The 15,309-nt window shown below is 75.9% G+C and carries 13 protein-coding genes; 6 read left to right on the top strand and 7 right to left on the bottom strand.

From position 1 onward, the window contains the following. Positions 1-140: 140 nt before the first annotated feature. From nirD to ACF053_RS07645, 3 genes are read right to left on the bottom strand one after another with little or no spacing between them, the layout of a single operon-like run. Entirely contained in the window at positions 141-464 is a 324-nt protein-coding gene (gene nirD / locus ACF053_RS07635; protein WP_391953003.1) for a nitrite reductase small subunit NirD, read from the bottom strand. Beyond that, complete coding sequence (gene nirB, locus ACF053_RS07640; protein ID WP_391953004.1) at positions 461-2,995, bottom strand: nitrite reductase large subunit NirB; 2,535 nt, start codon at positions 2,993-2,995, stop codon at positions 461-463. The genes nirD and nirB overlap by 4 nt, the downstream gene beginning before the upstream one ends. 1 nt (position 2,996) lies before the next feature. Next, positions 2,997-4,175 (bottom strand): NAD(P)/FAD-dependent oxidoreductase, encoded by a 1,179-nt coding sequence (locus ACF053_RS07645; RefSeq protein ID WP_391953005.1) that lies wholly within the window; start codon positions 4,173-4,175, stop codon positions 2,997-2,999. Between the two features lie 342 nt (positions 4,176-4,517). On the opposite strand from ACF053_RS07645, the gene ACF053_RS07650 reads away from it, so the two are divergent. After that, the gene (locus ACF053_RS07650; protein ID WP_391953006.1) at positions 4,518-5,297 is read left to right on the top strand and encodes a sulfite exporter TauE/SafE family protein; all 780 of its coding nucleotides are present in this window, start codon (positions 4,518-4,520) and stop codon (positions 5,295-5,297) included. 58 nt (positions 5,298-5,355) lie between these two features. Here the strand turns inward: ACF053_RS07650 and ACF053_RS07655 are convergent, their stop codons facing one another. Next, positions 5,356-5,991, bottom strand: a complete 636-nt coding sequence (locus ACF053_RS07655; RefSeq protein WP_391953007.1) for a class F sortase — start codon at positions 5,989-5,991, stop codon at positions 5,356-5,358. Between the two features lie 220 nt (positions 5,992-6,211). Beyond that, positions 6,212-6,781, bottom strand: coding sequence for a hypothetical protein (locus tag ACF053_RS07660; protein WP_391953008.1), 570 nt, complete (start codon positions 6,779-6,781; stop codon positions 6,212-6,214). Between the two features lie 228 nt (positions 6,782-7,009). Between ACF053_RS07660 and ACF053_RS07665 the strand changes: the two genes are divergently transcribed. From ACF053_RS07665 to ACF053_RS07685, 5 genes are all read left to right on the top strand, one after another. After that, positions 7,010-7,606, top strand: a complete 597-nt coding sequence (locus ACF053_RS07665; RefSeq protein WP_391953009.1) for an NADPH-dependent FMN reductase — start codon at positions 7,010-7,012, stop codon at positions 7,604-7,606. Between the two features lie 12 nt (positions 7,607-7,618). Further along, positions 7,619-9,352: an ABC transporter ATP-binding protein gene (locus ACF053_RS07670; RefSeq protein ID WP_391953010.1), complete on the top strand. Its 1,734-nt coding sequence runs from the start codon at positions 7,619-7,621 to the stop codon at positions 9,350-9,352. Continuing rightward, positions 9,349-11,304, top strand: coding sequence for an ABC transporter ATP-binding protein (locus ACF053_RS07675; RefSeq protein WP_391953011.1), 1,956 nt, complete (start codon positions 9,349-9,351; stop codon positions 11,302-11,304). The genes ACF053_RS07670 and ACF053_RS07675 overlap by 4 nt, the downstream gene beginning before the upstream one ends. Positions 11,305-11,447: 143 nt before the next feature. Next, positions 11,448-12,158, top strand: coding sequence for a SanA/YdcF family protein (locus ACF053_RS07680; protein ID WP_391953012.1), 711 nt, complete (start codon positions 11,448-11,450; stop codon positions 12,156-12,158). 329 nt (positions 12,159-12,487) lie between these two features. Continuing rightward, on the top strand, positions 12,488-14,563 hold the full coding sequence (locus tag ACF053_RS07685; RefSeq protein WP_391953013.1) for a molybdopterin oxidoreductase family protein: 2,076 nt from the start codon (positions 12,488-12,490) through the stop codon (positions 14,561-14,563). On the opposite strand, the gene ACF053_RS07690 is transcribed toward ACF053_RS07685, so the two are convergent. Next, positions 14,523-14,960 (bottom strand): gamma-glutamylcyclotransferase family protein, encoded by a 438-nt coding sequence (locus ACF053_RS07690; RefSeq protein WP_391953014.1) that lies wholly within the window; start codon positions 14,958-14,960, stop codon positions 14,523-14,525. The genes ACF053_RS07685 and ACF053_RS07690 overlap by 41 nt on opposite strands. After that, positions 14,957-15,277: a divalent-cation tolerance protein CutA gene (gene cutA, locus ACF053_RS07695; protein ID WP_391953015.1), complete on the bottom strand. Its 321-nt coding sequence runs from the start codon at positions 15,275-15,277 to the stop codon at positions 14,957-14,959. Before cutA ends, ACF053_RS07690 begins: the two co-directional genes overlap by 4 nt. Positions 15,278-15,309: the final 32 nt, after the last annotated feature.

Below are 15,309 nucleotides of genomic sequence, written 5' to 3' on the forward strand. Positions count from 1 at the left end.
GTGCGGGTGTATGGCCCTCGCGGCGTTGGGGGCGGCCCTGGGCGCCCCCGCCCCCACCCCGGCGGCGCCGGCACCGCGCCCCCCCGGGGCCGGGCGCCGCCGGGATGGCACGGGCGACCGACCGGTCGCGCGGGCCGGTCTCAGGCCGCCCGGACCGGGTACACCGCCACCGACACCTCGTCGTCGTCCAGGCAGCGGCCCGTCTCCAGGTCGAAGCGCTGCTTGAGCAGCGGCGACGCCACGAACGTCCGGCCCTCCGCCGAGCCGACCAGGCCCCGCGAGAGCACCTGGGCGCCCGTGAAGGGGTCCCGGTTGTCGATCGCGTACAGCCGGCCGGAGCGGTCCCGGAAGAGCGCCGCCTGCCGGCCGTCCGGCAGCAGGGCCGCCATGCCGCGCCCCGGCGTCAGCGCGGCGGTGTCGCAGATCGGCAGCCAGTCGTCGGCGTGCGAGAGTTCCAGCTTCATCGGGCGGACACCCCTTCCAGGGTCAGGACGGTCAGGTCGGGCTTGATCTGGCCGCGCTCCGGCACGAACCGCACGGACGGGTCCGGGGCCTCGGGCGCGTTGACGAAGGAGACGAACCGGGCCAGCCGCTCCGGGTCGTGCAGCGTCTCGGACCACTCGTCGCGGTAGGCGTCCACGTGCCGGGCCATCAGCGCGTCCAGCTCCTCCCCGATGCCGAGCGAGTCCTCGACCACGACCTCCCGCACGTGGTCCAGGCCCACCCGCTCCACCCACGGCGCGGTGCGCTCCAGCCGCTCGGCGGTGCGGACGTAGTACATGAGGAACCGGTCGATCAGCCGGATCAGCTCCGCGTCCGAGAGGTCCTTGGCGAGCAGGTCGGCGTGGCGCGGGGACGCGCCGCCGTTGCCGCCGACGTAGAGGTTCCAGCCGTTCGCCGTGGCGATCACGCCGAAGTCCTTCGACTGCGCCTCCGCGCACTCGCGCTGGCAGCCGGAGACCGCCGACTTCAGCTTGTGCGGCGCCCGCAGGCCCCGGTAGCGCAGCTCCAGGTCGATGGCCATCCGCACCGAGTCCTGCACGCCGTACCGGCACCAGGTCTGCCCCACGCAGGACTTCACCGTCCGCAGGGCCTTGCCGTACGCGTGGCCCGACTCGAAGCCCGCGTCCACCAGGCGCGCCCAGATCGCCGGCAGCTGCTCGACGCGCGCCCCGAACAGGTCGATGCGCTGCCCGCCGGTGATCTTCGTGTAGAGCCCGAAGTCACGCGCCACCTCACCGATGACGATCAGCTTCTCCGGGGTGATCTCGCCGCCCGGGATGCGCGGCACGATCGAGTACGAGCCGTTGCGCTGCATGTTGGCGAGGAAGTGGTCGTTGGTGTCCTGGAGCGCCGCCTGCTCGCCGTCGAGGATGTGGCCGTGCGACAGCGACGCCAGGATCGAGGCGACGGTCGGCTTGCACACCTCGCACCCCTCGCCGCCGCGGGCCCCCTCGCGCCCGTAGCGGTCGAGGAGTTCGGCGTACGAGGTGATCCGCAGGACCTGCACGATCTCGTACAGCTCCTGGCGCGTCTTGGCGAAGCAGCCGCACAGGCCGCCGTCGCCGGTCTTCGGCAGGAGCTGCTGGAGCACCTTCACGCAGCTGCCGCAGCCGGTGCCGGCCTTGGTGCACTTCTTCACCTCGGGCAGCGTGGTGTGCTCGCAGATCGCGCCCTTGGTGACGTTGTGGCAGGAGCAGATCACCGCGTCGTCCGGCAGCGACTCCGGGCCCAGGGCGACGGGCGCGCCGGCGCCGGCCGGCAGGACCAGCTGCTCGGGGGAGACCGGCGGTACCGACCCGGTCAGCGGGCGCAGCATGCCGTACGAGTCGGCGTCGCCGACGAGGACGCCGCCCAGCAGCACGCCGTCGGGCGAGACCACCAGCTTCTTGTAGACCCCGGACCGCGAGTCGGAGTAGACGACGTCCAGGCAGCCGTCGGCCGTGCCGTGCGCGTCACCGAACGACGCCACGTCCACGCCCAGCAGCTTCAGCTTCGTCGACAGGTCCGCGCCGGTGAACGCCGACTCCCGCTCGACGATCGCGTCGGCGGCGGTCAGCGCCATCTCGTAGCCCGGCGCGACCAGTCCGTACACCCGGCCGTCCGCCGCGAGCGCGCACTCGCCGATCGCGTACACCGCCGGGTCGGAGGTCCGGCACCGCTCGTCGACGGCGATGCCGCCGCGCTCGCCGACGGCCAGCCCGCAGTCCCGGGCCAGTTGGTCACGGGGGCGGACGCCCGCCGAGAAGACCACCAGGTCGGTGGCGAGCTCGGAGCCGTCCGACAGCCGCATCCCGGTGACCGCGCCGTCGGCGCCGACGACGACCTCCTGCGTGCCCACACCGGTGTGGACGGCCAGGCCCATGCCCTCGATGGTGCGCAGCAGCGCCGCGCCGCCGCCCTCGTCCACCTGCACCGGCATCAGCCGGGGCGCGAACTCCACGACGTGGGTGTCCAGGCCGAGCCCCTTGAGCGCGCCGGCCGCCTCCAGTCCGAGCAGACCGCCGCCGACGACGGCGCCGGAGCGGGCCGTCTTCGCGTACTCCTCGATCGCGAGCAGGTCCTCGATCGTGCGGTAGACGAAGCAGCCGGTGGCGTCCTTGTTCGGGACCGGCGGTACGAACGGGTAGGAGCCGGTGGCCAGCACCAGCGTGTCGTACGTGACGGTCATCCCGGACCGGGCGGTGACCGTGCGGGCCGCCCGGTCGACGGAGACCGCCGGGTCGTCGGTGTGCAGCTCGATGCCGTGCTCCGCCATGAACCCCTCGGGCACCATCGACAGGTCGTCGGGGGTGCGGCCCGAGAAGTACGAGGTCAGCTGGACCCGGTCGTACGCGGGGCGGGGCTCCTCGCAGAGCACGACCACGCGCGTCCGCTCGGTCGCACCGCGCTCGGCGAGCGCCTCCAGGAAGCGCTGGCCGACCATGCCGTGGCCGACGAGGACGATGGTGTGCGGGTGCGCGGGCGGGATCGCAGCCCCGGGCGTGTTCGGCATGTCAGGAGCCTCCGTCATGGGTGAGCAGGTGGAGCAGGGGCGCGTCCGGGAGGGCTTCGTCGCCCTCCCACGCCCGGGCGAGCGTGCCGACCGGGCCGAGGTCGCCGACGAGCACGCCGCCGACCAGCCGGTCGCCGCGGACGACGACCTTCCGGTAGGCGCTGCGGGTCGCGTCGGTCAGCCGCACGGTGTCGTCGCCGGGCCGCGGGACGGCCTCGCCGAACGCCGCCAGTTCGAGCGCGTCCATGCTGAGCCGGGTCAGCGCGCGGGTGCCGCGGTAGGCGGCGGTGCCGCCGGTGAGCACGTCCGCGAGGACGTCGGCCTGTTCCAGGGCGGCGCCGGCCAGGCCGTAGAGTCGGCCGTCGTGCTCGGCGCAGTCGCCGACGGCGTGGACGTACGGGTCGGAGGTGCGCAGCCGGTCGTCCACGACGATGCCGCGCCGCACGTCCAGGCCCGCCGCCACGGCGAGGCCGGTGCGGGGCCGGACCCCGCAGGCCAGCACCACGACGTCCGCGTCCAGCACGAACCCGTCGGCGAGTTCGACGGCCGCCACCGCCCCGGACGTGACCTTCAGCCCGCGCACCCGGCACTCGGTGTGGACCTCCACCCCGAGCGACACCAGGTGGCGGCGCAGCAGTTCCGCGGCCTCCGGGTCGAGCTGGCGTTCCATCAGGTGCTCGCCCTGCTGGGCCAGCACCACCTCGGCGCCCCTGGTGGCCAGCGCGCGGGCCGCGGAGACGCCCAGCAGGCCGCCGCCGATCACCACCGCGCGGACCCCCGGGCGCACCAGCCCGTCCAGCGCCAGACAGTCGTCGAGCGTCCGGAAGGCGTGGACACCGGCCGGGAGACGGCCGTGGCCCAGACCGCGCAGCGGTGGCAGCACCGGGTTGGAGCCGGTCGCCAGGACCAGCCGGTCGTACGCGACCGTGCTGCCGTCCCCGCAGTGCACGACGCGGGCGGCCCGGTCGATGCCGGTCACCCGCACCCCGCGCCGCGCCGGCTCGCCCGCCGGCCGCGGCAGGGCGATCACCTCGGGCCCGTACCGGCCGGCCAGGACGTCCGCGAGCAGCACCCGGTTGTACGGGGCGTGCGGCTCCTCGCCGAGCAGGGTGACGGGCAGCCGTTCGGCGAGGCGGGCCCCCGCCGTACCGCCGCCGACCACCACGATCCGTGAACTCATGTCCGCCAGCGTGCGTCGGCGGTGTTACCCGGCGGGACCCCGTGTGTTTCGCGCGGGGAAAGCCGCCCTCAGCGGCGCGGGTGGCCGCCGGTGAGGGACGGCGGCGCGTGCCGTGGCCGGGGCGGTGGTCGGGCGGGGCGGGGACGGGGCGGTGGTGCTCGGCCGGGGCGGTGGGCCTGGGCGCATGGCGGCGGCGCTCGACCGGGGCGGTGCGCCTTGGCGCGGGGCGGCGGCGCTCGCGCGGGCGGGGCGGTGGGGCCGGGTGCGGGGCCGCGGTGACCGGGTGGCCGGGGCGCGGGGGCCCGGGGTGCGGGCCGTGGGGCCGCACATAGGGTCATGCTCATGCCTGACCTCCCCCTGACCGTCCTCGCCCTCCTCTGCCTGGCCGCGCTGCTGGCGGGCTGGATCGACGCCGTGGTCGGCGGCGGCGGGCTGCTGCTCCTGCCCGCGCTGCTGCTGGGCGCGCCGCACGTGCCCGCCGCCCAGTGCCTGGGGACCAACAAGGCGGTGGCCATCGTCGGTACGACCGGCGCCGCCGTGACCTACGTCCGGCGCGCCCCGGTACGGGTCGGGCTCGCCGTGCGGATCGGGCTCGCCGCGCTCGCCGGGTCGATGGGCGGGGCGTTCTTCGCGGCGGGCCTCAGCAGCGAGGTACTGCGTCCGGTGATCCTCGTGGTGCTGCTGGGCGTCGCGGCGTTCGTGCTGCTGCGGCCGTCCTTCGGCACGGGCCCCGCGCCCGAGGGGCCCGTGCGGCGGGCCCGGATCGTCGCCGCGGTCGTCCTCGTGGGCGGCGGGATCGGCTTCTACGACGGGCTGCTCGGGCCCGGCACCGGCACGTTCCTGGTGCTGGCCCTCACGGCGGTGCTCCACCTCGACCTCGTCACGGCGTCCGCCACGGCGAAGGTGGTCAACGTCTGCACCAACGCCGGCGCGCTGGCGATGTTCGCCCACCAGGGCAACGTGCTGTGGCGGCTGGCGGCGCTGATGGCGGTCTTCAACCTCGTGGGCGGCATGCTCGGCGCGCGGATGGCGCTGCGCAAGGGCGCCGGGTTCGTCCGCGGGGTGCTGCTGGTGGTGGTGTTCTCCCTGGTCGCCAAGTTGGCGTTCGACCAGTGGGCGTGACGGCCGGCCGGACGGCGGCGGGTGGGCGCGACGGCCGGGTGCCGGGCCGCGCGTCCGGTCAGCGGGCGCCGATGAGGTGGGCGTACGCGACGACGTTGCCCTGGTAACCGGTCTTCGGCGAGAAGCCGCCGCCGCAGGTGATGAGGCGCAGCTCGGCCCGGTCGGACGGGCCGTAGACCTTGTCGTCGGGGAAGGCGTCGTTGTCGTACACCTCGACCGCGTCGACGGTGAACACCGCCGTGCGCCCGTCGGCGCGGGCCACCTCCACGCGGTCGCCCTTGCGCAGCGCGCCCAGTGCGTAGAAGACGGCGGGGCCCTCGGCGTTGTCGACGTGCCCGGCCATGATGGCCGTGCCCCGGGCGCCGGGCCGGGTGCCGTCCCGGTACCAGCCCGCGAGGTTGCGGTCACCGGCGGGCGGCACGTCGAGGCTGCCGTCGCGGGTCAGGCCCAGCCCCATGACGGGGGCGTCGACGCGCATGCGGGGGATGCGGACGCGGACGGGGGCCGCGGGCGGCAGCGGGTCGGCCGCGGCGGGCGTGTGCCAGCCGGGTCCGGCGGCGAACGCCTCGGCGGCCGACGGGACCGGGGGGCGGACGTCCCCCGAGCCGCTCTGCACCAGCCACAGTCCGACGCACGCCGCGACGGCTATGCCCCAGCCCCTGGCGCGGGCCGGGGTCTCGGTGGGGCTGCTCATGGGTCCTCCGCCGGGGGTGCCTCCAGGGGTCGGACGCCTCCGCGGGGGCGGGACCGCCCGCCCGGCCCGGGAGGGTCCCCCCGCCCCCGCCGCGGTCTCGGGGGCCGCGCGGCGGGAGCGGGGAGTTCACGGGGTGCCCGCCGGTCGGCGGGACGCCCCGAGGGGGCGGGCGGCCGCCGGGTGGGGGACGGGCGGCCGCCCGCGGGGGGAGGGGTCTCGGTCAGCCGCCGTGGCCGCCGCTCGCCCGGCGGCGCCGCAGCCACACGCCGGCCACGGCCGTGCCGGCCAGGACGGCTACGCCCGTCGCGATGCGGGCGGCGTCGGGGCCGACGCTGCCGCCGACACCGGTCTTCACGTGGCCGTGCGGTCCCTGGTGGGTGGGGTGGTGCGTGGGCTGGTGCGTGGGGTGGTGGGTCGGGTGGTGGGTCGCTCCGCCGCCCTGCTTGACGACCAGGTCACCCGTGGCCGTCTTGCCGTTGTCGCACGCCACGCCGATGCCGTAGGTGCCCGGCTTGGTGTGCTCGGGGACGCGGAAGCGGCCCGTGGCCAGCCCCTTGGGGCCCTCGGGCCGCAGCTTGAACTCGGCAGCGCCGAGCGCCTGCGCGTCCCCGATGCCGTGGCCGTCCCCGCACGCCCGGGTGCTGACGGTGACGGTCGTGCCCGGGTTCGCCACGGCCGGGGACACCTCCAGCCTCTCGAAGTCGCCGGCGTACGCCGCCGGGGCGGCCAGGGCGCCGAGGCAGACGGCCGCCAACGCGGTACCGGTCAACGAGCGGGCAGTGGTGCGCATGGGGGGCCTCCGGGCAGCGCTTCGGTCGGGCGTCCTGTCTCCGAGGTAAGGCCGGGGTGACGGTCCGCGCCTGCTGATGTGCCGTCAGGCAGTGCGCCGCACGGGCGGTCGGGACGGACGTCGGCGCAGGTCACCGCGGGTGTGCGGGGGCGGTGGGGGCGGTGTTCCGAACGGGTGATGCCGACGGCGCTTGACCTGAAGTTTGGTTGAGGTGTGAGGCTCGTCCGCATGCAGACCACCACACCTGACACGCCCCTGAACCTGGCCGTCCTCCTCGGCAGCAACCGCGAGGGCCGCTTCGCCCCCGTCGTCGCCGACTGGTTCCTCGCCCACGCCCGCGCCCACGCCGACTTCACCGTCGACCTCGTCGACGTCGCCGACGCGGACCTGCCGACCGCCCTCTCCCACGCCCCCGGCCCCGCCGTGCGCGCCGCGCTCGCCGAGGTCGGCCCCCGGCTCGCCGCCGCCGACGCCTTCGTGGTCGTCACCCCCGAGTACAACCACTCCTACCCGGCGTCCCTCAAGGCCCTGGTCGACTGGCACTTCGCCGAGTGGCGGGCCAAGCCCGTCGGCTTCGTCTCGTACGGCGGCGTCTCCGGCGGCCTGCGCGCCGTCGAGCACCTGCGCCAGGTCTTCGCCGAACTGCACGCGGTCACCGTCCGCGACACGGTCTCCTTCCACAACGCGGGCGCCCTGTTCGACGCGGACGGCACACTGCGGGACCCCTCCGGCCCCGACGCCGCCGCGAAGAAGGTGCTCGACCAGCTCGCCTGGTGGGCCGGCACCCTGCGCGCCGCCCGCACCGCCCGTCCGTACGCGGCCTGAGGGGCGACGACCGTGCTGCTGTCCCTGCTCCGCGCCCGCATCCGCCCCTACCGGCGGTTACTCGCCCTCGTCGTCGTCCTCCAACTCGTCCAGTCCCTCGCCGGGCTCCTCCTGCCCACCCTCAACGCCGACCTCGTCAACGGCGGCGTCCTGCGCGGCGACACCGGGCACGTCCTCGGCACCGGTGGCGTCATGCTCGCCGTGACCCTGCTCCAGGTCACCGCGGCCGGTGCCGCCGTGTTCGCCGCGGCCCGCGTCGCCATGGGCGTCGGCCGCGACCTGCGGGCCGAGGTCTTCCGCCGCGTCCAGGAGTTCTCCGTACGGGAGGTGGGCCGCTTCGGCCCCGCCTCCCTCATCACCCGCACCACCAACGACGTCCAGCAGGTCCAGACGCTGACGGTGCTCGCCCTGACCACCCTGGTCGCGGCGCCGCTGATGTGCTTCGGCGGCACCGCCCTGGCGCTCGCCCAGGACGTGCCCCTCGCCCTGCTCCTGCTGCTGTTCGTGCCCGTGCTGGCCGGTACCGTCCTGCTCGTCGTCCGCCGCATGCCGCCGCTCTTCCGCACCACCCAGGAGCGCGTCGACCGGGTCAACCAGGTCCTGCGCGAGCAGATCGGCGGGGCCCGGGTCGTCCGCGCCTTCGTCCGCGACGACCACGAGCAGCGCCGGTTCGGCGCCGCCAACGACGCGCTGACGGCCGTGTCCCTGCGGGTGGGCCGGCTGACGGCGCTCATGTACCCGCTCGTCATCGTCGTGTGGGAGCTCGCCACGGTGGCCGTCCTGTGGGCCGGCGGCCACCGGCTGGAGGACGGCACCCTGCGGGCCGGCGCCCTCATCGCCTTCCTGGGCTACCTGCTGCAGATCTTCATGGCCGTGATGATGACGATGTTCCTGCTGATGCAGCTGCCGCGGGCCGAGGTCAGCGCCGGACGCATCCGCGAGGTCCTCGACACCGAACCGGCCGTAGCGCCGCCCGCCGCCCCGGTGCGCCGCCTGCGCGACCCGGGCCACCTGGAGGTCCGCGACGTCCGCTTCAGCTACCCGGGCGCGGAGGAGCCCGTCCTGCGCGGCGTCTCGCTCACCGCCCGCCCCGGCCGCACCACCGCCGTCATCGGCTCCACCGGCAGCGGCAAGAGCACCCTGCTGAGCCTGGTGCCGCGGCTGTTCGACCCGACCGCGGGCGAGGTCCTGATCGGCGGCGTCGACGTCCGGGCACTCGACCCGGACCTGCGCGCCCGTACCGTCGGCCTCGTTCCGCAGAAGCCCTACCTGTTCTCCGGCACCGTCGCCTCCAACCTCCGCTACGGCCGGCCCGACGCCACCGACGAGGAGCTGTGGCACGCCCTCGGGGTCGCCCAGGCGCGGGAGTTCGTCGAGGCGCTCCCCGGCGGCCTCGACGCCCCCGTCGAACAGGGCGGCACCAACCTGTCCGGCGGCCAGCGCCAACGCCTCGCCATCGCCCGCACCCTGGTCGCCCGGCCCGCGGTCTACCTCTTCGACGACTCCTTCTCGGCGCTCGACAACCGCACCGACGCCCTCCTGCGCGCCGCGCTGGCGGAGGAGACCGCGGACGCCACCGTCGTCATCGTCGCCCAGCGCGTCGCCACCGTCCGCGGCGCCGACCGGATCGTCGTCCTCGACGGGGGCCGCGTCGTCGGCACCGGCACCCACGAGGAGCTGCTGCGGGACGACCCCACCTACCGGGAGATCGTCCTCTCCCAGCTCACCGAGGAGGACGCCGCATGAGCCGCCCCGCACCGCGCGCCACACCCGAGCGGCGCGCCGTCCCCGAGCAGCGCACCACGTCCGGGCGGCCCGCCTCCTCCGCGCCACCGCGCACGTCCCCCGAGCGGCGCGGACCGGCGGCCGGGGCGCAGCAGCGGGGCCCCGGCTCGCCGGCCGCCCCCGCCCTGGAGCGGTCGCTCGACTTCCGCCGCTCCGGGCTGCGCCTGCTGCGTACCTTCGCGCCGGAACGCGCCCTGCTGCTCGGCTCGCTCGCCGCCGCCACCGTGTACGTCGCCCTGGCCGTCCTGATCCCGAAGCTCCTCGGCGACGCCACCGACCTCGTCGTCTCGGGGGCCGGCACGCCCGGCGGGGTCGACTTCCGGGCCGTCGCCCGGCTCCTCGGCACCGTCGTGGCCGTGGCCGCCGCCTCCGCCGTGTTCGCCTGGGTGCAGGCCCGGCTCGTCATGACCGCCGTCCACCGGGCCGGGCACCGGCTGCGGGCGCGGGCGCAGGCCAAGCTGTCCCGGCTGCCGCTCGCGCACCTGGACCGCCAGCCCCGGGGGGAGGTGCTCAGCCGGACCACCAACGACATCGACAACGTCGTCCAGACCATGCAGCAGGCGTTCATCCCGATGACCCGCGCCCTGCTCACCGTCGTCGGCGTCCTGGTGATGATGGTGTGGATCTCCCCGCTCCTCGCCCTGGTCGCCCTCGGCACGGTGCCCGTGTCCGTCCTCGTCGCGGCGCGGATCGGCCGGCGCGCCCAGCCGCAGTTCGTCCGCCAGTGGGCCGTCACCGGCCGGCTCAACGGCCACATCGAGGAGATGTACTCCGGCCACGCCGAGGTGCGGGTCTTCGGCCGCGGCCGGGAGGCGGTGGAGACGTTCGACGCCCTCGGCGAGGAGCTGTACCGGGCGGGCTTCCGCGCCCAGTTCGTCTCCGGCCTGATCCAGCCCGCCATGACCTTCGTCGGCAACCTCAACTACGTCCTGATCGCCGTCGTCGGCGGGCTGCGCGTGGCGACCGGGACGCTCTCCATCGGCGACGTGCAGGCGTTCGTCCAGTACTCCTACGAGTTCAACGGCCCGGTCAACCAGATCGCCGCCATGGCGAACCTCCTCCAGTCCGCCGTCGCCTCCGCCGAGCGCGTCTTCGAGCACCTCGACGCCGAGGAGGAGACCCCCGACCCCGCCCCGACCGCGCGGCCCGGCGACTCCCGGCCGCGCCGGGGCAAGGGCCGCGTCGTCTTCGACCGGGTCTCCTTCCGCTACGACCCCGCCCGGCCCCTCATCGAGGACCTCTCCCTCACCGTGGAACCCGGCCGCACCGTCGCCATCGTCGGCCCCACCGGCGCGGGCAAGACGACCCTGGTCAACCTGCTCATGCGGTTCTACGAGACGACGGGCGGCCGCATCCTCCTCGACGGCACCGACATCACCGCCGTACCGCGCGGGGAGCTGCGCGCCGGCATGGGCATGGTCCTCCAGGACACCTGGCTGTTCGGGGGCACGATCGCGGAGAACATCGCGTACGGCGTCCCCGGGGACGTCCCGCGCGAGCGGATCGTCGCGGCCGCCGTGGCCGCCCACGCCGACCGCTTCGTCCGCACCCTGCCCGACGGCTACGACACGGTCCTCGACGAGGACGGCGTCGGTCTCAGCGCGGGCGAGCGGCAACTCCTCACCCTCGCCCGGGCTTTCCTCACCGAGCCGTCCGTCCTCATCCTGGACGAGGCGACCAGCGCCGTCGACACCCGCACCGAGGTGCTGATCCAGCGCGCCATGGCCGCTCTGCGCGAGGGCCGCACCTCCTTCGTCATCGCCCACCGCCTCTCCACCGTCCGGGACGCGGACGTGATCCTGGTGATGGAGGCGGGCCGCATCGTGGAGCACGGCGGCCACGACGAGCTGCTGGCGGCCGGCGGCGCCTACGCCCGGCTCCACGCCGCGCAGTTCGCGGCGGCGGCCACGTGACCCGGGGCGCCCCGCGGACCGGAGCGACACAGGTCACACCCGCCGCCCGCCTCCCCGGTGAACCGGGGAGGCGGACGGCGCGTCGGACAGGGCGGGAGGGGGCGGGCGCGGTGCGCGCACCGCCGACGACGGGAGGGGTCTCGATGCGGCGCACGACACAAAGGACGCCGGACGGCACCCGCCGCGGCCGGCGACGGCTGGTGCGGGGCGCGGTACTGGCCTGCGTCCTGGCGCTCGCACCGGCGACCTGGCTGCACACCAGCACCGCCGGCAGCCTGCGCACCACCGCCGACGTCCCCGCGCGCGACGTCGCCGTGGTCTTCGGCGCCGGGCTGTGGAAGGGCCGCCCGACCCCCTACCTCGCCCACCGCCTGGACGCCGCCGCCGAGCTGTACCGCACCGGCAAGGTGAAGGTCGTCCTCGTCACCGGCGACAACGGCCGCGTCGAGTACGACGAGCCCGACGCCATGCGCGCCTACCTCGTCGAGCACGGGGTGCCGACGACCCGCGTCGTCAGCGACCACGCGGGCTTCGACACCTGGGACTCGTGCGTCCGCGCGAAGCGGATCTTCGGCGTCGACCGGGCGGTCCTCGTCACCCAGGACTTCCACATCCGCCGCGCCGTCGCCCTGTGCCGGGCGGCGGGCGTCGACTCGTACGGCGTCGGCGTCGCCGAACCGCGCGACGCCGTCTGGTACCAGGGCCAGGTCCGCGAGCTGGCCGCCGCGGGGAAGGCGGCCGCGGACGTGGTGCTGCGGCCGGACCCGACGTTCCTCGGCCACCGGGAGCCGGGCGTGGCGCAGGCCCTCGCCGCGACCGACCGACCCGCGGCCGACCGGCCCGACGCCGATTGACCCGCCACCCGACGCCGCCTCCCGGCACCGCGCCGCCCCCAGTCTCCCGCCGGCGGCCTCCCGTCCAGCCCCGTGCCGCCGGGCCCCTGGGCCCTCGCCCCGTGCCCCCGTGCCGTGGGCCCGGGCCCGTGACGCCGTGTCGAGAGTCCCCGCCCCTGCCACCCGGCCCCGAGCCCCTGGGCCCCGGGCCCGAGCCTGCGGGCCCCCGGCCCGTGCCGAGCCGGGCCAGGGGCGCTCACCGCCCGCGCCCCCGCCGCCGGAGCGCGACGTACCGCCTGCGTAATACACGGGCACCCTGGCCGTAACACGCGCCCCGCAGGCTCGACGGCATGCTCGCCACCACCTCCACGCACTGCCCGTACTGCGCCCTCCAGTGCGGGATGGACCTCCGCCCCACCGAGGGCGGCGGCGTCGACGTCGTGGAGCGCACGGACTTCCCCGTCAACCGGGGGGCGCTGTGCGGCAAGGGACGTACCGCACCCGCCGTGCTCTCCTCCCGGGTCAGGCTGACCGGGCCGCTCGTCCGGAGCCCCGCCACGGGCGGACTCGAACCGGCCACCTGGGAGGAGGCGCTGCGCGCCGTCGCCGACGGGCTGCGGCGCACCCGCGCCGCGCACGGCCCGGACGCCGTCGGCGTCTTCGGCGGCGGCGGGCTCACCAACGAGAAGGCGTACGGCCTCGGGAAGTTCGCCCGGCTGGTCCTCGGGACCTCGCAGATCGACTACAACGGCCGCTTCTGCATGTCGTCCGCGGCGGCCGCGCACACCAGGGCGTTCGGCCTGGACCGGGGGCTGCCCTTCCCGCTGGAGGACCTGCCCCGCACCGGCTGCGTCATCCTGGTCGGCTCGAACCTCGCCGAGACGATGCCGCCCGCCCTGCGGTACCTGACCGAACTGCGGGAGAACGGCGGCAAGCTCGTCGTCGTCGACCCGCGCCGCACCCGCACCGCCGAACAGGCCGACCTGCACCTCGCGCCCCGCCCCGGCACCGACCTCGCCCTCGCCCTCGGGCTGCTCCACCTCGTCGTCGCCGAGGGGCGCGTGGACGAGGAGTTCGTCGAGAGCCGCACCACCGGCTGGGCCGGGGCCCGCGCCGCCGCGATGTCCCACTGGCCGGCGCTGGTCGAGCGCATCACCGGCGTGCCGGTGACCGCGCTGCGCGAGACGGTACGGATGTTCTGCGACGCGGAGAGCGGCATGGTGCTCACCGCCCGCGGCCCCGAGCAGCAGTCGAAGGGCACCGACACCGTCGGCGCCTGGATCAACCTCTGCCTGGCCACCGGCCGCGCCGGACGCCCCCTGTCCGGGTACGGCTGCCTGACCGGGCAGGGCAACGGCCAGGGCGGGCGCGAGCACGGCCAGAAGGCCGACCAGCTGCCCGGCTACCGCAAGCTGGACGACCCGGCAGCGCGCGCCCACGTCGCCGCCGTGTGGGGCGTCGACCCCGAGACCCTGCCCGGCCCCGGCCGCAGCGCGTACGAACTGCTCGACGCGCTCGGCACGGACGTGCGCGCGCTGCTGCTGATGGGTTCCAACCCGGTCGTCTCCGCGCCGCGCGCCGCGCACGTCGAGGAGCGGCTGCGGTCACTGGACTTCCTCGCCGTCGCCGACGTCGTGCTGTCGGAGACGGCCGCCCTCGCCGACGTCGTGCTGCCCGTCACGCAGTGGGCCGAGGAGACCGGCACCACCACCAACCTGGAGGGCCGGGTCCTGCTGCGCCGTCGGGCGCTGACCCCGCCCGACGGCGTGCGCACCGACCTGGAGGTCCTGAACGGCATCGCCGCCCTGCTCGGCTGGGAGAAGGGCTTCCCGACCGACCCCGAGGAGGTCTTCGACGAGTTGCGCCGCGCCTCCGCGGGCGGCGCCGCCGACTACGCGGGCATCAGCTACCGGCGCATCGTGGAGGAGGACGGCGTCTTCTGGCCCTGCCCCGACCCCGACCACCCGGGGACGCCGCGGCTCTTCCTCGACCGGTTCGCGACCCCCGACGGCCGGGCCAGGTTCGTCCCGGTCACCCACCGCGCGGCCGCCGAGGAGACGGACGACGAGTACCCCGTGGTGCTCACGACGGGCCGGGTCGTCTCCCAGTACCAGTCGGGCGCCCAGACCCGGCGGGTCGCCGAGCTGAACGCCGCCGCGCCCGGGCCGTTCGTGGAGCTGCACCCGCGGCTCGCCGAGCGGGTCGGGGTCGCCGACGGCGAGCCGGTGGTGGTCGTCTCGCGGCGCGGGCGGGCGGTCGCCCCGGCCCGCGTCACCACGTCGATCCGGCCCGACACGGTCTTCATGCCCTTCCACTGGCCGGGCGAGGGCCGCGCCAACACCCTCACCAACCCGGCGCTCGACCCGACGTCCCGCATGCCCGAGTTCAAGGTGTGCGCGGTGCGCCTGGAACCGGCCGGCGACTGAGCCAGTCGCCGCCCGGGATCGGCGCCCCGGGCACGGTGCGCGGCGCCGGGACGTACACCCAGGCCCGGACCACGGCCCCGTCCCGCAGCCGCACGGTGTCGCAGGGACGCCGCTCGTAGAGGTTCAGCGGGTGGCCGGGCCCGAGGTACTCCTCCAGCCGGTCCAGCTCCGACAGCAGCTCCCCGTACGCGCCGGGCGCGGCGTGCACCAGGTCGCCGGCCACCTCCCCGGGGCCGCCGGGCACCGCGTACGGGTAGCCGGGACCGTCGTGCAGGGCCGCGCCGGGCAGCCGGGCCGGCTCCACGGCGGCGGTGCGGCCCGCCAGGAACCGGCCGTGGTTGACCTCGCCGGGCCGGAGCGTCCCGTACACGAAGAACGGCAGCTCCCCGGCGCTCACCCGGCCGTCTCCCGCTCGACCCACGCCAGGTAGCCGGCGTCGCCCCGGACCACCGGCGTGGCGATGATCTCCGGGGTGTCGTAGTCGTGGTGGGCGCGGAGGTGGGCCTCCAGCGCGTCGTAGCGGGCGCGGGCCGTCTTGAACAGCACCTGCCACTCCTGGGCGCTCTCCACGGCGCCCTCCCAGCGGTACACCGACGTCACCGGCCCGGAGACCTGCGCGCAGGCGGCGACCCGCGCCTCGACCGCGCTCCGCGCCAACCCCTCGGCCTTCGCCGCGGAGTCGGTGGTGGTCAGTACGGTCAGCACCTCGGTCACGCTCGTACTCCTCGGGTCGGGGACGTCCACCG

This window comes from Streptomyces kanasensis (assembly GCF_043077165.1).
Classification (GTDB): domain Bacteria; phylum Actinomycetota; class Actinomycetes; order Streptomycetales; family Streptomycetaceae; genus Streptomyces; species Streptomyces changanensis.